General features: G+C 61.2%; 11 protein-coding genes. 4 read left to right on the top strand and 7 right to left on the bottom strand.

The window, feature by feature from the left end; all coding sequences use genetic code 11:
* Nucleotides 1-141: 141 nt before the first annotated feature.
* Entirely contained in the window at nucleotides 142-8967 is an 8826-nt protein-coding gene (locus WKV53_RS12385; protein ID WP_341404911.1) for an InlB B-repeat-containing protein, read from the bottom strand.
* Between the two features lie 292 nt (nucleotides 8968-9259).
* Between WKV53_RS12385 and WKV53_RS12380 the strand changes: the two genes are divergently transcribed.
* Nucleotides 9260-9832 (top strand): hypothetical protein, encoded by a 573-nt coding sequence (locus WKV53_RS12380; RefSeq protein ID WP_341404910.1) that lies wholly within the window; start codon nucleotides 9260-9262, stop codon nucleotides 9830-9832.
* Here WKV53_RS12380 and WKV53_RS12375 read toward each other — a convergent pair.
* The 4 genes from WKV53_RS12375 to WKV53_RS12360 form a co-directional block, all read right to left on the bottom strand.
* Nucleotides 9789-10733 carry a glycoside hydrolase family 43 protein gene (locus WKV53_RS12375; protein WP_345789659.1) on the bottom strand — a complete coding sequence of 315 codons (945 nt, stop codon included), beginning with the start codon at nucleotides 10731-10733 and terminating at the stop codon, nucleotides 9789-9791. The two genes, WKV53_RS12380 and WKV53_RS12375, sit on opposite strands and share 44 nt — an antisense overlap.
* 119 nt (nucleotides 10734-10852) lie before the next feature.
* The gene (locus WKV53_RS12370) at nucleotides 10853-11875 is read right to left on the bottom strand and encodes a hypothetical protein (protein WP_341404908.1); all 1023 of its coding nucleotides are present in this window, start codon (nucleotides 11873-11875) and stop codon (nucleotides 10853-10855) included.
* A 20-nt stretch (nucleotides 11876-11895) separates the two neighbouring features.
* Complete coding sequence (locus WKV53_RS12365) at nucleotides 11896-12438, bottom strand: hypothetical protein (protein WP_341404907.1); 543 nt, start codon at nucleotides 12436-12438, stop codon at nucleotides 11896-11898.
* A 26-nt stretch (nucleotides 12439-12464) separates the two neighbouring features.
* Complete coding sequence (locus WKV53_RS12360) at nucleotides 12465-13187, bottom strand: hypothetical protein (protein ID WP_341404906.1); 723 nt, start codon at nucleotides 13185-13187, stop codon at nucleotides 12465-12467.
* Between the two features lie 430 nt (nucleotides 13188-13617).
* On the opposite strand from WKV53_RS12360, the gene WKV53_RS12355 reads away from it, so the two are divergent.
* Nucleotides 13618-14169, top strand: coding sequence for a hypothetical protein (locus WKV53_RS12355; RefSeq protein ID WP_341404905.1), 552 nt, complete (start codon nucleotides 13618-13620; stop codon nucleotides 14167-14169).
* Between the two features lie 4 nt (nucleotides 14170-14173).
* Here WKV53_RS12355 and WKV53_RS12350 read toward each other — a convergent pair whose 3' ends face one another.
* Nucleotides 14174-16174 carry an ATP-dependent helicase gene (locus WKV53_RS12350; RefSeq protein WP_341404904.1) on the bottom strand — a complete coding sequence of 667 codons (2001 nt, stop codon included), beginning with the start codon at nucleotides 16172-16174 and terminating at the stop codon, nucleotides 14174-14176.
* 153 nt (nucleotides 16175-16327) lie between these two features.
* On the opposite strand from WKV53_RS12350, the gene WKV53_RS12345 reads away from it, so the two are divergent.
* Entirely contained in the window at nucleotides 16328-17134 is an 807-nt protein-coding gene (locus WKV53_RS12345) for a glycoside hydrolase family 16 protein (protein WP_341404903.1), read from the top strand.
* Between the two features lie 8 nt (nucleotides 17135-17142).
* Here WKV53_RS12345 and WKV53_RS12340 read toward each other — a convergent pair whose 3' ends face one another.
* A complete protein-coding gene (locus WKV53_RS12340; RefSeq protein WP_341404902.1) occupies nucleotides 17143-17892 on the bottom strand; it encodes a zinc metallopeptidase in 750 nt (249 codons plus the stop codon).
* A 92-nt stretch (nucleotides 17893-17984) separates the two neighbouring features.
* On the opposite strand from WKV53_RS12340, the gene WKV53_RS12335 reads away from it, so the two are divergent.
* A complete protein-coding gene (locus tag WKV53_RS12335; RefSeq protein WP_341404901.1) occupies nucleotides 17985-18662 on the top strand; it encodes an SDR family oxidoreductase in 678 nt (225 codons plus the stop codon).
* Nucleotides 18663-18679 lie beyond the last annotated feature (17 nt).

Raw genomic sequence — 18679 nt, 5'->3', positions numbered from 1 at the left:
TCTCTCTTCCCTCATCCTTGATAGCTCTCCGAACAAAGGGTGGAGCCCGCTCTCCTCGCACATCCAAGACATCCTCCCCAGGTGCCTTCTAGCGCACGAAAAGCGGGCTCAACACTGCATTCCAGAGCAGGCAATCCAGGCCTAAGGGATCGTCACCTTCACCCGGCCAAAACGCCTTGTCGTCGGTGCCAGCGTCGCATCATCGGTGATGATGTGTTCACAGCGCCCATTGACAGGATCACCGATGCTACTGCTGGCCGCTCCATTCCATCCGGGCACTCCGGATTGGTCGGCGATCACGGTCCATCCTCCGAGATCATTCGTGACCTCCACTTCATAGAGCACATCCGCGGGAATGAACTCCGGCAGGGTGAACCGCAGGCGCAGGCGTTTCTTTCCTCCAATCTCCACAACTTCCGGCGTCACCCGCGCGAGGTCCAGATCCGGGTCCCCCTCACGCGGCTCGGAACCGAAGGCATACTCGATCACATTCACCATGCCATCCCCATCCGGATCCGCATCTTGTCCTACGATCGCCGGATCACCGATCTCCTGCTCGGTGAAGTGATCGGACACCCACTGGTTATACCCGCCCGCCGGGATCCAATTGACCCCATCCACCCACGCGGCATCCGAACCCGCGGTGCCGCTGCCATTCTTCACATAGCGCCAGCGCACGACGTGTTGGCCGGGATCGATCGCATAGGACTTGATCTGCCAATCCACCTCACCCGTGATGCGCCCGGCTCTCAGCACTCCATCGACGTAGAACTCAAGGTAGTCTCCGCCCTGCGAGGACACCTTCCACGCGAAGGCCATCTCACCGGGACCGCTCACGGTCGTTTCCATCCAAGCCTGTTGGCTATGCCCGATCGGCGCGCTCTGCGCCGCGTCCTCACCATCCAGGCTCGTGACCTTCTGCCCCATCCAGAGACCATCGCCGCCAGTGGTGAATGTCAGCGGGCTATCCAGCGCCACCGGCAAGCTCACCCCGAAGTTAGCCGTGATGTTCTTGTTCGCCGTGATCGCGAATGGCAGCGGATTCACCGTGCCCGTCGCACCCACCGACCAACCGGTGAAGATCAGCCCGACATTCGGCGTCGCCGTCAGCGTGACATTCGTGCCGCGATCATACTTCGGCAGGTCAGGCGATTTCACCACCGTGCCGAAATTCGCATTCACGGTGAGGAAATACTTCGCCGAATTGATGTCATTCGGATTAGTGCCATCGGTGAACTCCACCGAGTTCGCCACGCCATCGCCATCCGGATCCGCCGCGCCGTTGTGCGTGAGGCTATTGAAGTACTGCCGCTCCCACACATCGGGCAGGCCGTCAGCATCCTCGTCCTCCGTGCCAGCATTCACACCGGCAACATTCACCAGCACGCTGGCAGGCGAGGCTCCATTGTTGACGATGCGCACATAGTAAGTCTGCGCCGACTGCCAAGGCCAACCCGTCGGGGTTAGCGCCTGGTTCAAGCTGCTGTTCGCCGTGGTGCTGTTGGAGTGCTGATTACCGATGAAAGCCGGGATAGTCCCCTGCTCCACCCGAATCTGCACCGTCGCCGGATGCGTCGCCGTCCACTTCAATCGCGTGCCCTCGGCAGGCGCCGCGATCTTGTAGAGCGCACTGCCACCCGCCGGCAGGTTGGTGTCGATCACGCCATTGTAGAAGCTCACCGGAATCGCAGCAGGAAAACTGCCCGTCGTCGTGCTGGTCACGCTGAAGGTCGCATCACTGTTCGCACGGAAGCCCGCATAGTACGTGTGCCCCGGACGCAGCGGCGCCGTATTGAATGCATACACCTGGGGTGCATCATAGCCACCCGCCAGATACGGCCCCTGGTTCTTGTTGTCGTCCACCCAACTCTCAATGGAAGTATTCGCCGAACTCGTGCCCGTGTTCTGTCCCGAAGGCACCGTATCGCGCACCCACATCACCACATCGCCCACCTGCTGGGTGAAGCCCAGGTTCCACGCCGCCGGCGCATCCACCGGCACCGTGAAACGGTAGTAGCGCCAGTCACGCCCGATCAGCGTCTGGTTGTTCACGCTCGCATTCGTCAGGTCGAGGTCCGTGACATTGCCAGTCGAAACCAACAGGCGATACCGCGCGTTGCTGCCCCCACTCGCCTTCACACCCAGATACCAGCGCCCCGGACGGAGCTGACGCTCCGCACGACCATCGACCGGCACCCAGTTGCCATATTCCGATCCCGTGTCCTTCATCTCGCGGTTCACCAGCGAGGCACCGCCGAGGTCTCCCCCATTGGCATCATGATCGGTCGTCGGCACCCCATCCTCGCGGATGTAGAGATCCGGATTGCCGTTGATCGCGCGCAGCTCCGTGCGCAGCAGACCCGAGTTCCCCTGCGGCACATCGATCGCATAAATATGCCAATCATCCTGGCCGATATCCACACCCCGGTCACCCGGCAGCGGATTACCCGCGCTATCGTTGCCGCTATCTCCGAAAGTAAAGTTGTGACCCAGCGGCATCTGCCACACCGGCCGCTCCAGCGTTACCGGCTGGCTCGTCAGCGTGTAATTCGTCAGGCCCGTCGCCGTCACTTCCACGAACCACGTCTCATTGAAGGTGAGGAATGGAGGCACTATGAGCGCCGTATTTCCCGTGATCTGGATACCCGTGGCAGGATTGCCCCAGGTCTTGTAAATCTTCAGCGTCGTGTCGCCTGAAGAATGATTCACCTTCAGGATCCATCCCAGCACCGGCTGGTTCGAAAGCGTGGCCGGAACCGCCACCTCGTAGAACTGCTTCTGCCCATCCGCCAACTGCTTGGTATCGGCATTCGAAAGACCATTGCCATTCTGGCTGGCAGCGAAATTCAGCGCTGTCCGCGGCCGCGCAACAATCACCAGATCACCCGTCGCATCCGGATAAGCACTGCTCAAGTCATCCGCGCGGACCGTCAGGCTATACGTTCCAGCCGGCGGATTCGGCACCGTGATCAGGCTGTCCGCGATCACACGGGCCACGCCGCCAACCGGAGTCGATGACTGCCCACCACCCGTCGCGAATTCATTCACCGTCGTGTCCGGGAAAGGCAGACGGCTGCCCGAAATCAGCGCCATCCGCGGATTGCCCGTGCGATTGTTCAGCTGGAGCTCCAGGCTCACCACGCCCTCCGGCACGGTGAATTGATAACCCTTCACCTGCGCCCCGGCCAAGCTCACGGCCCGATTGATCGGCGTGAGCGACGCCGTGCCAAGCTGCGTCACCGCGGGCGAACCATTGCTGGCCAGCGTGCCGCTGCTGGTGCCGCTCCCGATCGTGCTGGCATTCGGCGGATTCACCCCTTCCGACACCACCGCAAGGTAGTAGTCACCGGCCACGATCTTGTCCTCATTGTTCGGCGGCAGCAGGAGGTAACGCTCGCCACCGGCCTTCTGGACCTTCACCTGTCGGCTTGAGGTCGGATCCTGAACATTGCCTCCAGGGGCGGCATTGAAGTCCGGAATGAACCCCTGGCGTGCCGCCACCATCATCTCGCCCGCACTCGGCGCCAAGGTGAACTCCCAGCTCGGAACATTGTCCGGAATACTAACCTTATAGTAGGCAGCTTCGCGTGGCACGAGATTGTTCACCGCCGCGCTGCTACCCGCCGCAAAGCCGAGCGTTCCAACTGGAATCGCCTGCCCCGCCCCGATGAAGCGGCTTTCGATCGTGTAGGACGACATTTGGTTGCTGCCTCCGCCAATCGGATCGGAGCCGCCATTCAGAATGCCGATGAAATAAGTGCCCGCCTCTAGTGGACGCCCCATCGCCATCACCAGCCGGTCATTCACCTCACGCTTGGCCGAAGCGGTAGTGTCGTAGTTCCGGGCGGTCCAATCCTTGTCCGCAGCCCACTGATACCCGCTCGGCCACGTCGCCGAGGCCGACGGAGTCCACGGCGTGCTGACCCCATTGCTTGTGCCAATGGCAGCGGGAATCTGATCCCGGCGGATCGCCCAGCTCACATCACCACCGGTGATGTCCTTCACTCGCAAATCCCAACCCGCGACCCCGGCAGGAACATCCACGCGGAAGTATTTCCACGAGTTCGGCCCGTGATTCGTCACCACTGTGCTTCCCCCGCCAAGCGGAAGATCCTGCGGCGCATTCGCGCGGATCACGAAGTTCGCGCTCGCCGGATTCGCCACATCATCCGCACGCACCGTCGCGGTATAGACGCCCGCCGGAGGGCTCGTGAAGGTCAGCAACCCAGTGCCATACTGACGGCTCAGACCACCACCCGCAGGCGCCGCAGTCTGCCCACTGCTCACGCCATAGTCCTGCGCCGAGCTATCCGGCTGTGGGATGCGAGTCCCGGAAATGAACGCCATCACCGGATTGCCCACCTTGTTCTCCAAGCCGATCTCCATGCTCACCGTCCCCACCGGCACCGTGAACTGGAAGGCCTTCACTTCAGCTGCCGCCAGTGAAACCACCTGCGTGATGCCGCTGGTGCTCACCGTGCCCAGATCCTTCACCGGCATCGGCGGCTGGATGGTGAAGACCGCACTGCTGCTGCCCGTGCCCACGACATGGGAAGCCGGAGGATTCACTCCTTCCGCCACCACCGCGACATAGTAGTCGCCAGCCACAATGAAATCCTGGTTGTTCTCCGGCAGCAGCAGGTAGCGCTCCATGCCCGCTCGCTGGATCTTCACCTCGCGGCTGCTGCTGTTGTCCTGCATGCTCCCCGTCTCGACTGCATTGAAGTCCGGCAGGTATCCACGGCGCACCACCATCATCGCCTCACCCGCCGTCGGACTGAGATTGAATTCCCAGCGCGGCGTATTCGCAGGCACAGTGATCTTGAAAAAAGCGGCTTCACGCCGGGGCTGGTCGGTCACCGTGACGTTGCTGCCCGCAGCAAAGGGAATCTCACCCACCGTCACCGGCTGGCCCACGCCCACGCCACGGCTCTCGATGCTGTAGTTCGCAGGCGTATTGCCCGTCCCGGTCACCGGATCCGTCCCTTGATTCAGGATCCCCACGATGTAGGTGCCCGCCACCAATGGCCGGCCCATCGCTGCGAACACACGATTCCCGATAGGTCGCTGCGAACCGCCCAACAGGTTGTGAGTTCGTCCCGTCCAATCGCTGCCACCCGCCCACTGATAGCCGCTCGACCATGAGGTGTCGCTCGAAGGACTCCAAGGCGAGCTCACCCCGTTGTTAGTCCCCACCGACGAAGGCGTCTGATCACGACGGATCACCATCTGCGGATTGCCGCTCGTGATGTTCGTCAGGCGAATGTCCCACGCCATGATCCCATCTGGCACCGTCACTTGGAAATAGCGCCACGCGGTGGCGGGTTGGCTGGTCACGTTCGCCGTGCCATTGAACGCCAGCGGCACCGGCGCATTCGCCGTGATCACCAAATCCGCACTCGCATCAGGGAAAGTCCCACTCACCTCATCGGCACGCACCGTCAGCGTATAAACCCCCGGCACGGGATTCGGATAGGTGCTCAGATTCGTAAGCGTGTCGCGATTCATCCCCCCCACCGGTCCCGTCGTTTGGCCACCCGTCACGCCATAGTCTTGCACGCCATCCGGCTGCGGGATCTTCATACCGGAAATCACGGCCACCAGCGGATTGCCCACCTTGTTGTCCATCCGCACCTCCAGCGCAGCGGTCCCCACCGGCACCGTGAATTGATAGGCCTTCACCTGCAGACCGCTCAGGCTGACCGGCTGCACGATCCCAGCAGCGCTCGCCGCGCCGAGATTCTGAACCGCCAGCGGTCCCCGGCTCGTCAGCGTCGCGCTCGAAGGCCCGCTGCCAATCACATCGGAATTCGGCGGATTGAGCCCTTCGCTGAAGACACCGATGTAATAGTCACCGGGAGTGATAGCCACCTCGTTGTTCAAGGGCAGCATCAAATAACGCTCGCTCCCCGTACGCTGCATCTTCACCTGGCGGCTCGCGGTGTTCGAGACGTTCTGCACATCCCCGTTGTAGACCGCATTGAAGTCCGGAATCGCACCCCGGCGCATCACCACCGCCGACTCTCCCACGCTTTGATCCAGCGTGAATTCCCAGCTCGTCGTGTTGTCCGGAATACTAACCTTGTAGTAAGCCGCTTCACGCGCCGCGAGATTGTTAATGGAGACGCTGCTACCCGTGGAGAAACCCATCGTTCCCACCGGAATGTCCAACCCGTCACCAATACCCCGGCTCTCCAAGGTCATGCTGGACGGCTGCGCGCTCGCACCAGAGCTATCGTTGCGGATGCCGATGTAGTACGTTCCCGGCACCAGTGGCCGTCCGGCTGCAGCCACGATCCGGTCGTTCATGTCCCGCCGCGGAGTGGTCGTCACATCGTAAGTGCGGCCACTCCAATCCTTGCCACCTTCCCACTGGTAGCCGCTCCCCCACGAGGTATCGGAAGAAGGCGACCAGGGAGTGCTCGCCCCATTGTTGGTACCCGTCGTCTGAGGCAGCTGATCTCGTCGCACCACCATCGTGCAGAGTCCACCGGTCAAGTTCGCGAGGCGCACGTCCCATCCCAGCATCCCGCTGCCGATGTCCATGCGATAGTAGCGCCACTTCTGCGACGGGATCGCCGTCACCGTGGTGGTGCTTTGGAAAGAAATCGTCGCCGGTGTGATCGGATGCACGTCCAGCGTGAAGGCGCCCAGCGGCTGCTGTGGAAGAAAGACGCCGACATACCACACGTCCGCCTGATGATTCATGCGCTGGATGAAGCCATTCGTGCTCGAGTCATCCATGTAGGTCGCATTCGTGTCGGACACCGAGCCATCGGTGCGCTTCTGCCAACGGCTCGGCACCTTGTTGCGGCGCAGCGCGAGCTGCGTGCCCGCCACCTGGTTGCTGAGTTCCAGCTCCCAACCCAACGCCCCCACCTGCGAAGGAATGTCAGTCAGCGCATAGAAGCGCCATCCGGAGCGGCTCGGCTGGTCATTGACCTTCGTGTCCGTGAAGGAAATCGGCGTGATCACCGGGTCGCCATTCTTCAGCGTGAAGGTATACGGTGCATCACTCCAGCTCGTGATGTACCACGTCCCGTCGGTGAGGTAATTCGGCACCAGCGTGATCCCTTCCGTCGCGTTCCCCGGCGTAGCGGAGAAGGCCTCATTGTCGAACTCCCCCGGCACACTCCCCTTGCGCACCGCAACGTCCGGATTGCCAGCCTGTGCGGTCACATTGATGTCCCACGCAATCTGATCCACCGGCACCTGCACCCGATAGACGCGATACAGCGGACCACTCACCGCCACATTCAAAACCGTGCCGTTGTAGGCTAGGTCGTTCACAAACTGTATCCGCGAATCCAACCCAATCTCCTCGCCCTGCGGCGCAACCACACTCGAATACCACGTGCTGCTCCCCACCCCGAGCGTCGGCGGCACCATCAACATCCGGCCCGCCTGCTTCTTCGTGTAGTTGCTCGTGGTATTGTGAAACGGCAGCTTGTTCGAACGCAGCGCGATCTCCCGCGTGCTGCCTCCAAGCCACAGGCTCCACGCCGGCGTGCCATTCGGCACCACCGTCTTGTAAAAGCGAATCCCCTCCGGAGGCATCGGCGTCGACGGCGCGTTCTGCGAAGCTACTGCTTCACCGATATCGTAGACACCATTGCCATTCGAATCGATAAACGGCAGCGCGCCAAGATCTTGAACGTAAGGCTTGCCGCTCACCAGCGACCACTGCGCGCCTTCCGTCGCATAAACCATCAGGTTCCACTCCTCGTTCGCGCCGAACTGATCATCGCGCAGCACGAGGCCATCCGAGCCCGTCTGCACCGAGCTGAAGGTGCTGCTCGCCGTCGTCGGCAACGCCGTCTTCGAGAAATAAAGCGCGGCCTCGCCCGACGTCACCGTGAGCCGCGTGCGCCAGCCACCGATATCGCTCGACTGCGTCGTCACCTTGAAAAGATGACGCCCACCACGCGTGTTCGTGTTGGAAAACACCATCGTTCCCGCCTCCGCGGTGCCCGGATCCCAAGCCAGCGGCGTCGTCACCGGTTGCCAGTCATCCAGCGTCACCGTCGTCGCCGTGTAGGTGATGCGGAACGATCCCCGGTCATTCGCCAGCGTGTAGCGCGAGCCGTTCGGCAAGCCCGTGAAAGTCCCGCTGATACTGGATCCTTGAACGATCACAAAGCTATTGGCCGTCGTGATCGTATCGTGGAAATTGTTCACGAACTCCACCTGCAATCCCCCGGCAATCGTCACCGCACCCGTGGACGTGATCTTGTCCCAACTCCCACCCGAGGTGCCTCCAATCTCGATGCCCGTGGTGGATCCCGCCTGAAGCGCCAACGCGCCATTCACCTGCAACGATCCCGCAACGCCCGGTGCCGCAGGCGAAATGATGCCAGCCACATTCAATGCGCCCGCTACTGTCCCCGGCATCTTCAAGGATGCTCCGGATGCCACCGACAAGGATGAAGCCGTGATCGTCGGCGAGGAAATCGTTCCGCGCAGAAGCCCGCTCTGCAATGTCACCGCTCCCGCACCGGCATTCACGTTGGCTCCGAGCAACAACTCTTCCACCGGATTGAACAGCACGCCGCCACCGTTCGTCGTGATCGCACCCGCAAGCGTGATCTTGCGCCCGGCATTCAAGGTCAGCGGGACCTGCCCGGCACTCGCTGTCACATTGAAGCCGACGGCAATATCGCGCACCGCATTGAGGACCATCGGCGCGGTGTTCGCGCCCGAGCTCTTCGTCACCGCGGTGGAAACCGTGATGTCACCGCTACCCGCGGCCGCACTGGCAGTCTCGATCGTCACTCCGGTGCCCGCATTGAGCTGCGTCTGGATCGCGCTCGCTTGCACGACTGCCGCCGCATTCACCGGCGTGAATACATTCGGATTCGCACCGCTGAAGGAACCGCCGGATGTGACCGCGGTGGAAATGGTAACGTCGCTCGCCGCGTGAAGTACAGCCGTCAGCAACAGTGACAAGACAATGGGGTGGGGCTTCATGATCTAACAAACCGGGAAGGGTCCGCGCACAAATGAGGTCGCTTGAATCAAGGCGCGCGAAATTCGGATTCCTTGGCAAATACCCCGAAAAAATTTCCACCGTCGACATCTAGATGGGCCGTTACACCTAAAGACCCAATCGCCCCACTTCAGCCGAAGTCTCCTCATCCGCCCTTTCTCACACCCTCGTAAATCCCCGCACATCAGCCACTTCCACACTCCATGAAAACGTGACCGGAATTTCTCAATGCCTTCATCGGGACCTCACTCCCGGCCCCCACTGTCGGGCCAAATGAACTCCGACTTCGTCGCAAACTTTCCTCGTCAGCTCCGCTTCTGGGCGCTTCACGTCCCATTGAATGCCCTGCCGAGCTTCATCATTGCCATCTCTCTCTTCCGCCTCGACAAGCAATCATTCGCCATCGTCACGATTCTCGCGGTCATCGTGCTATTCATCATCGCGCTCGCTACGATCGTGGCGATGGTCCCGGATCTCAATCGGGAGAAACATCCGCTCGCCCGCGGACTCCGCGCAGCGATGATCTTCCGGGCTTGGGTCTGCGGACTTTCAGCAGCGATGCTGGTCATCGCTCCACCGTTCCTCATGCTGACCCCCGACTTCTGGTGCGGCTACATCTCAGCCGCTTTGGTGAACGGACTTTCGCGCTTCCTTCACTTGGGCGCAGCGAGCGTCTCCACGGGCAGCTTCCTCCCCGTCATGCTCACCACCGTCACGGAAGGCGCGATCATCGCAACCGGGATCGCGATGCTCGCTTTCTTCCTCTCCCTCTACCTCCAGATCCGCGAACGCCGCAAGGCATTCACTTCAGCGGGCTCGCAGCCACACCTTCGAAGGTCATCTTGACCGGCTTGATAAGGCCTTTCTCGTCGAATTCCAGCTTGTCGACGCAGGTCACCCGGTGATTGCCGTCCTTGTCGCCGAGCGGGTGACGGTGATAGACGATGTACCAGGAGTCATCCTTCTTGTTGTGGATCACGGAGTGATGCCCCGCTCCGGTGCCGACAGCCGGATCCTGCTGGAGCACCACGCCGATCCGCTCGTGCGGGCCGATGAGGCTGTCGGAAATCGCATAAGCCACCTTGTAGTCCGGGCCCGTCCAGCCGCCCTCGGACCACATGAAGTAATACTTGCCGTCCTTCTTGAAAACAAACGGCCCCTCCACATAGCCCTTCGGCGTGATCTCCTTGAAAGTCTCGCCGCCCTCGAAGGGAATGAAACCGGTGAAGTCATCCTTCAGCTTGGTGATGTTGCAGTGACGCCAGCCACCGTAGATGAAGTAGTAGCTGCCATCGTCATCGTGAAAGACAAAGCCATCGATCGGCTGCGCGCCGTTGTGAAATTTGTCGATCAGCGGCTTGCCGAGGAGATCCTTGTAAGGCCCCTGCGGCTTGTTCGCCACCGCCACCCCGATGCCACCTTCCTGCTGGTCGTTCTGGATGTCGTTCGCCGCGAAGAAGAGGTAGTACTTGCCGCCCTTCTCGATGATCGACGGCGCCCACATCGCCCTCTTCGCCCACTTGATATCGCCGGTATCGAAGATCTTCTCGTGCTTCGTCCACTTCTTCAGATCCGGCGACGAAAAGGCATCGAAGTGGGTCTGCTGGTCGTAGGGCGCGGAATAAGTAGGGAATACCCAATACTCATTGCCGAACACAATCCCCTCGGGATCCGCATACCACCCTGGATCGATCGGATTGCCGGGCTTCTTCTCTTTTTCTTGAGCAGAAGCCAGCGGCGCGAGCATTACGGCGACAGAAAGGGCGAGCTTGGAGATCGGGTTCATAACAGGTTCCGCTTGATTAATGGAACACGTTTGAACCCCTTTCAAGGTTTAGAGCACTGACAGGGATGCTGCAAAACACCCTAATCCATCGTCATGATCGCTCCGTTCGAGCGGATGGTGCGCTTGAGCACGAAGGAAATGTTCGCCAGCAGCTCGGGAGCACCCCCGTTGAAAGGAGTGATCGTCAGCACTTCGATGGTGTAGTCCCCGTCATCCGTCAGCAGCGCATCCAGACCACTCAGCGCCAGCTGGGCATTCTGCGGAGCATGGGTATTGTAGGACAGCACCGTGGCCGGAACTGGCGTTCCCACCCTGCCGGTCGCCTGCTTGCCCTTGTAGACCTGGGCATAGGTCACGCTCTTCGGATAGAGATCGCGGAGGATGATGCTGCCATCCTGCGGCGCGTAGTTGTAAACCTTGCCCGCCACGATTCCCTGGATCGAGCCTTCCGCCACCGGCCAGATCGTCACCGTGGCCTTCGCCAGTTCAGACTGGGTCGCACTGGCATCGGGATGGGTATACACCGTGAAGGATTCTTCTCCCACCGCCTTCGTCGGCCGTTCAGCAGGCAGGCGCTGCAAGATCGCATTGTCCGTGAAGGTCCCGTTCTCACGGAATACGAAGCTATCTGCATAGGTGCCCGAGGCTCCCGTGGCCGCATAGGTGGTCGCATAGGTGGTCGCATCGTAGAGCTTGTAGCTTCGGCGCACCTGCACCTTCTTGAGATAATCCGCCACCGTCGCGGCGGTGGACATCCCTGCCACCGTGATGCGCATGCCATACGGCTTGTCCGCGCGAGTACGAGGCGGGTAGTAGGGATCTTCCGACAAGGCGGTGACCGTCACCTGCGGCAGGTAGGTTCCCACCGTCTTTTCATCCAGCTTCTTCAGCGTGGTGGTATTGTTCGCGGTGACAGTCGTGTAGAGCTGGAAGATCGCCGAATCCGCGGCCAGCGGCTTCGAGGTCACGCTGCCTTCGTTGGAAGTGACCGGGAGGTCATAGATCACCGAGGCATTGTTCACCGTCTGGATCTGCCGGATGAAATCCTGCCCGTGAACCGCAGAGGCCAGGGAAAGCAGGGCAAGAGAAAGGAAAGCTTTCATAATAGCGGTGCTTTGAGGGCTCAACGTGCTGCCGTGGCCGTCGCGGGCGCCTTCTTGGTCACGGAGACCGGATTCTGATTGATGGTGGCCACCAGGATCACCCCCGCCTTGCGCGCCGCTTCGAGACGCTCCGGCTTGATCTCCGCCTGCCCGGAAGCCTCGGCAATCGACACCTCGAAGGATACGACCACACCGCGGAAGCGGGTGCTGAAGTTGTTCCAGAGCGAGAAATTCCCCTGCAGTTCGGGAATCACATTGTTCTTGTAGCGATCGGGCACGTGAAGGATCGCTCCCTTCGGCACCAGGGTCACGGCTCCATCAAAGGTGATGAACTCGGAGTTCTTCTCCAAATCCCACCCCTTCGGCTCCTCGCCCGCTTGGGCGAAGCCACCGAACTTCTCACCATTCTGGCGTGCCTTCAGGTCCTTGTCGGAAATCGCCTTCCCGATCGGTGGCTTCAGGTTCTTGGGCAAGTGCTCGATGCCCAGACCACCAGCGTCTGGCGGTTCGGCGAGGGCAACGGAGGAAAACGTGGCAAGCACGATGAAGAGGGACGATTTCACGACAAGGAAAGGTGGGTGCGGATTGGTTATTGGCCGGCCAGGAAGACCACTTCCCCGCTCGGATCATAGCCGGTGAAGGGAGGCGTTTGATTGGTGCCGCCGGTGCGGTTGATCTTGTAGCCGACTGGCGTGACGTTGTTCCGCAGGACGGCGGTGTTAGAGACAGTCAGGCTGCCCGTTACCGTCGGCGCGGTCGCGTTGTATTCGGCCACCACATAAAAGAAGCCGTTCGGATTGCGGTTCGGGATCGCAGAGTCCTGTGAGCCCGCGAGGTGGAAGACCAGGGTCACTTCCGGATAGCCGAACTTCGTCGTGCAATCCCAGGTCTCACCGTAGAGGCGGACATTTCCAGAGGACTTGCCCGGACGATCGCCGGTCACTTCCAGCTTCCGCGGGTAGAATTGCGCCCAGTTCACCTGGAGCTTCACCGACGAGTAGATGTTCGTGTAAGCGCCGAGCCCACCGATCCACCATCCCTGGCGGAAGCGCTTCTGCGGATCGTTAGGATCAGGGAAGGCACCGTCGCACTGGTCGCCCAGCGTGATGCGGCCGGCCACGCCGAAGATCTTGTAGCCATACGGACGACCCGCGTAGCTACCGACCCCCATGCCATGGGAGTCGAGCAGGATCGGCGACGACAGGTGCGGTGCCCAGCAATAGACTTGGGCGCCGGTTCCCGCTTTCACAGCGGACAGTGACAGGAAGAGGCCGACGATGGCCCGGATGAATGTGCGTGTGTGTGTGTTCATGACTAGGGGGAGGCCTTGAACCGGAGCGCCTACAACGGTGTGTGTGCTGAGGGACCGACACTCCGGTTGAAGTGCCCGGAAGCACTTCAGCCGGCGGGAAATTATCAACGATTCCGAGACATCTAAGTACGTGAAGACGTAGTTTTTGTCCGATTTTCCCCCTCATGCGTAACGTGCTACGTATCGCACTGAAGTTAGCGGTGCATTATGCGACCGCAATTTGCCGCCAATCCTTCAATTACGAGGGTTTTAGCGTAACCACGGGTATCTGAAGGAGAAATCCCGAACCGGGAATCCCGCCTCCAAACAAGTCATACAATCCACAGGATTAAGTTATCTAATTCACAATCACCCGTCCCACCTTGCCAGGATTTTCGCTTCCACTTCACTAGGCCTTCACCGGTAGATGTGAGCCCTCCCACCCGCTCCCATGGACTTAGCCGCCTTCCGCGCCAACTTCCCCCGCCAGCTCCGCTACTGGACCCTGCACTCCATCCTCAATGCGCTGCCGAGCCTTGGCATCTCCTTGGGATGGCTGGAGCTGCGCAAGAGCCCGGCCGCTACTGCTGCGATCTTCACCGCCATCGCCACCTTCATCCTCCTATATGCGACAGTGACATCCTGGATTCGTCCGACCTCCGACCGGTCCAATCTCCTGTTCCGCTCCCTCGACCTCGGCCTGAAGATCCGGGTTTTGATGACGATCATGTCGCTGTTCGCGATCATGGATCAGAGATCCATCATCTTCGCGCCTGACACCTGGTGCGGCTTGGGAGCGGGATTCTGCATCGATTGGCTCAGCCGCTTGTTTGGATTCGGGCCGCTCAACAGCAATTCCCCCACGGACATGGGCTTCCTGGCGGTCTATGCCGTCACCATGCTGGAAGGATTCATCCTGTCCTTCCTGCTGCTCATGATCTCCTTCTTCGCCCTGATCGTCCTGCAAGCGAAGGACAAGCGGAAGGCCTTCGCGTCTGCCTGAACGCTCAGCTATCCAGGAAGCTCTTCAAGCCGCCGAAGAAATTGTCGAGCTCCGCATCATCCGCCTCGGCACCCATGATGTCGTCGTAGGTGGTGTGGATCAGATATTCCTCATCCAGCTCCGGAATGAAGCTGCTCGATTGGCAGGACACCTCCTGGCCCCACTTCATTCGGACGGTGCAGTAGGTCATCGCCAGCTTCTGCTGGGCGCGGGTGATACCCACGTAGAGCAGTCGGCGCTCCTCATCCTTCGTGCCTTCCGTCACGCTGCGCTGGTGCGGCAGCACGCCTTCTTCGAGACCCACGAGAAACACGCTGGGAAACTCCAGACCCTTCGACGCGTGCAGCGTGATCAAGGTGGCACCGCTCTTCTTCTCAAGGTCATCATCCTCCCGATCGGAAGCAAGCGCACTATCATCCAGGAACTTGCGCAAGGTCTTGCCGCGCTCGATCGCCTTCGCGAGTTCTGACACGACTTCAGCGAGACCTTCACCCCGCTGCGTTTTCTCCTGGTCGGTCTTACATCCGCGCTCCAGCCACGGGAGATACTCGATCTCATCGAGGAACTCCTTCAGCACCAGATTCGCCGGCATCACCTTTGCGTCGATCTTCATTTTCGAGGTGAGGATCTGCGTGGTGAAGGTTTCGATCGAATTGCGGACCTTGGTGCCGAGCTGACTGAGGAAACCCTCGTCGGTCAGGGCACGCCACACGCTCGCGCCGATCTCGCGGCTGTAATCCGTGGCCAGCATTGCGGTCGCCTGGCCAATGCCACGCGGCGGTGAATTCAGCACGCGCAGCAAGGGCACATCGGCCTCGGGGTCGTCTAACAATGCCGTGTAGGCCAGCGCATCCTTCACCTCGCGGCGATCGTAGAAGCTCTGCGCGCCCACCATCCGGTAAGGGATCTTTCGCTCGCGCAAGGCCTCCTCGATCTTGCGACTCTGCTTGTTCGTACGGAATAGCACCGCGAAGTGCTCCCACGGGAAATTTCCGCGCGCCTTGTCCGCCAAAATCTCCTCCGCGATGAACGTCGCCTCTTCCTCATCGCCAGGCATGCCGACGAGCCGAACCGGCTCACCACCGGCGATGGTCGACTTCAGCGACTTCTCGCGCCGTCCCACATTGCGACGGATCAGGCTGTTCGCCGTGTGCAGGATCGCGTGCGTGGAGCGATAGTTTTCCTCCAGCAGGATGATCTTCGGATTCGGGAAGAACCGCTCGAACTCGAGGATGTTCGCACTCTCCGCACCGCGGAAGCCATAGATCGACTGGTCGTCATCACCCACCACGCAGACGTGATACGGTGGCCCCACCAGTTGCTGGAGCAGCTTCATCTGCAGGCCGTTCGTGTCCTGGAACTCATCGACCGTCACCCGCAGATACACGCTGCGGAAATAATCGCGCACGTCGTGGTGCTCGCGCAGCAGTTGCTCGGCGAGCAGCAGCAGGTCATCGAAGTCGACCGCATTCTGCGCCCGCAGCTCGTTCTGATACGCCACACCGAGCGACGCGAAAAAATCATCCTCCAGATCCTGCGGCGGTATGCCGCGGTTCTTCGCGCGCGAGATCTCTGCCAGCACCGCCTCCGCCTTCACCTTCTCATCGCTGCCGCCCATGCGGACCACGAGTTGCTTCATGATGCCGACCTGGTCGCTGCCGCTGCAGATCGAGAAATTCTTCTTGTACCCCAGCTTGTGAATGCCCCCGCGCAGCAGCCGCACGCAAAGCGAGTGGAAGGTGCAGACCGTCATCTGCTCCGCCTTCTTCTTCGAAACCATCCCGCCGATGCGCTCCTTCATCTCGGCCGCAGCCTTGTTCGTGAAGGTCACCGCGAGGATGTTCTCGGGCGGAATGCCCCGCTCCAGCATGTTTGAGATCCGGCAGGTCACCGTCCGCGTTTTGCCCGTACCCGCTCCCGCCAGGATCAAGACAGGGCCATCCAGCGAAGCCACGGCATCCCGTTGGGCCTTGTTGAGGGAGTCGAAAGAAAAGCCACCTGCCATTGCGCGGGCGGGATGGAAGCGGGCCGGAGCGCCCTTGGCAATGCGCGGACGCTAACAGTCTCGCTTTCCCGCCGGAAGCAACTGGCCGGCAACGGAATTTTGTGGTGTCTCAGCCGAAATAAAATCCCCACGGGTGCCGTTTCTCTCCGCGTTATGAAATTTTATGCAATTTTCCTCCTCTCCGCCGCCCTCGGGAGCGCCCAGACGCCAGCTCCCGCCCCGGCAGGCTGGAAACTCGTCTGGTCCGACGAATTCAACGGCAAGGACATCGATTTCTCGAAGTGGGACGTCGAGGAAAACGGCCACGGTGGCGGAAATGGCGAGCTGCAGTACTACGTCGACCGCCCCGACAACATCCGTATCGAGGACGGCAACCTCGTGATCGAAGCGAAGAAGGAAAAGTTCAACGCCGCCGGAGTGCAGAAGGACTACACCTCCGGCCGCATGCGGACGAAGCGCCGCGCCAACTGGCTCTACGGCCGCTTCGAGATGCGCGCCAAGCTCCCCGCCGGCCGCGGCGTCTGGCCCGCCTTCTGGATGCTCCCGGCCAAGGATTCCTACGGCGGCTGGGCATCCAGCGGCGAGATCGACATCATGGAAATGGTCGGCCACGAGCCCTCCACCGTCCACGGCACCCTCCACCACGGCGGCACCTGGCCGAAGAACGTCCACACCGGCGCCCCCTTCGAGCTGAAAAAGGGCATCTTCGCCGATGACTTCCACACCTTCGCCGCCGAGTGGGAAAAGGGCGTGATCCGCTGGTACGTCGATGGCGAGCTCTACCAGACCCAGAACAAATGGAGCAGCGCCGGCGGCGAATTCCCCGCCCCCTTCGACCAGCCCTTCTACCTCGTCCTCAACGTCGCCGTCGGCGGCGGCTGGCCCGGCCCACCCGACGCCAAGACCGTCTTCCCGCAAAAGATGACCGTCGATTGGGTGCGGGTGTATCAGCGGCCCTGACCGATCCGTCAATTATTACGCCGCCCACCCGTCGCCATCATGATCAGGTAGACCAGCTGCGCCACCGCAGCCACTGCCCCGGCCACATACGTCATCGCCGCCCAGAACAGCGCGTTCTTCGCCCGCTCGTGCTCCATCTGGTTCGCGATCCCGCTTTTTTCCAGCCACACCAGCGCCCGCCGGCTCGCGTCAAATTCCACCGGCAGCGTCACCACCGCGAAGAGCGTGGTCACGCCAAACACCGCCACCCACACCCACAGCATCGTGACGCTGTGGAACATCGCGACGCCGATCATCGCGGCCATCATCAGGAACTGCTGCATCGTATTCGCGAACTGCACCGCCGGCACCATCTTCGAGCGGAAGGTCAGCCACGCATACGCCTGCTGGTGCTGCACCGCGTGACCGCACTCATGCGCCGCCACCGCAGCGGCCGCCACGGAGTTCATGCGATACACCGGCTCGCTCAGATTCACCGTCTTGCGGAGCGGATCGTAGTGGTCGGTCAGCTGGCCCGGTACGCTGACCACCTGCACGTCATTGATCCCGTTCTGCCGTAGCATCGCCTCCGCCACCTGCGCGCCCGTCATCCGGATCGGGATCTGCGAATACTCGGTGAAACGCTTCTTCAGCATCCCGCCGATCGCCATGCTCACCAGCATCGAGGCACCAATGATCAGCCAGTAGGTCATCCCGAGCCCACCCGGCTCAGGCTGCTGCTGGTATTGCGCGAGAATCTGGAGCGAATCGAAAATCATCCTCCAAGGTAGCGGGCATCATCCCCCCCGCAACTTTCCCCCGGGTGGAAATCCGGCCTGCATTTTCAAATCGACCGTTTAGCCTCTCCCCCGTGAAGCATGTTCTCATCACCGGATGCACCCGCGGCCTCGGCCTCGCCATGGCCCGAGCCTTCGCGGCAAGGGGCTGGACCGTCTCCGGTTGCGGCACCAATCCCATCCGCGTCGATGTCCTGGCCGCCGAGCTCGGCGAAAAACACCGGGTGGTCGTCGCCGACGTCAGCTCGGAAAAGGAAGTCGCCGGATTCGCCAGCGACATCCTCTCCGGCCCCGGCGCCCCCGACCTGCTCCTCAACAACGCCGCCATCATCAACCGCAACGCCGCCCTCTGGGAGATCGAGGCCGACGAGTTTTCCAAGGTCATCGACGTCAATCTCAAGGGCATCCACCACGTCCTCCGCGAGTTTCTGCCCGCCATGATCGCCCGCGGCAGCGGCGTCGTCGTCAATTTCTCCTCCGGCTGGGGCCGCTCCACCGCCCCCGAAGTCGCCCCCTACTGCTGCACCAAATGGGGCGTCGAAGGCCTCACCCAAGCCCTCGCCCAGGAACTCCCCGAAGGCCTCGCCGCCATCGCCCTCAACCCCGGCATCATCGACACCGACATGCTCCAAAGCTGCTTCGGCAAAGGCGCCTCCGACTTCCCCAACCCCGCGAAGTGGGCCGCCACCGCCGTCCCCTTCCTCGAAAAACTCGGCCCGAAGGACAACGGGCAGGCGCTGACGGCACCATAATCAAAACTCTCTACCAC

Source organism: Luteolibacter sp. Y139 (assembly GCF_038066715.1).
GTDB classification, from domain to species: Bacteria; Verrucomicrobiota; Verrucomicrobiia; order Verrucomicrobiales; family Akkermansiaceae; genus Haloferula; species Haloferula soli.
Note: the sequence above shows the minus strand (reverse complement) of the source record. Positions and strands in the feature narration are given on the sequence as shown.

Excerpts from the sequence above, each read along its gene's own strand:
- WKV53_RS12385 (WP_341404911.1), bottom strand. The coding sequence starts at position 8,967 with ATGAAGCCCCACCCCATTGTCTTGTCACTGTTGCTGACGGCTGTACTT.
- WKV53_RS12380 (WP_341404910.1), top strand. The coding sequence starts at position 9,260 with ATGAACTCCGACTTCGTCGCAAACTTTCCTCGTCAGCTCCGCTTCTGG.
- WKV53_RS12375 (WP_345789659.1), bottom strand. The coding sequence starts at position 10,733 with ATGCTCGCGCCGCTGGCTTCTGCTCAAGAAAAAGAGAAGAAGCCCGGC.
- WKV53_RS12370 (WP_341404908.1), bottom strand. The coding sequence starts at position 11,875 with ATGAAAGCTTTCCTTTCTCTTGCCCTGCTTTCCCTGGCCTCTGCGGTT.
- WKV53_RS12360 (WP_341404906.1), bottom strand. The coding sequence starts at position 13,187 with ATGAACACACACACACGCACATTCATCCGGGCCATCGTCGGCCTCTTC.
- WKV53_RS12355 (WP_341404905.1), top strand. The coding sequence starts at position 13,618 with ATGGACTTAGCCGCCTTCCGCGCCAACTTCCCCCGCCAGCTCCGCTAC.
- WKV53_RS12350 (WP_341404904.1), bottom strand. The coding sequence starts at position 16,174 with ATGGCAGGTGGCTTTTCTTTCGACTCCCTCAACAAGGCCCAACGGGAT.
- WKV53_RS12345 (WP_341404903.1), top strand. The coding sequence starts at position 16,328 with ATGAAATTTTATGCAATTTTCCTCCTCTCCGCCGCCCTCGGGAGCGCC.
- WKV53_RS12340 (WP_341404902.1), bottom strand. The coding sequence starts at position 17,892 with ATGATTTTCGATTCGCTCCAGATTCTCGCGCAATACCAGCAGCAGCCT.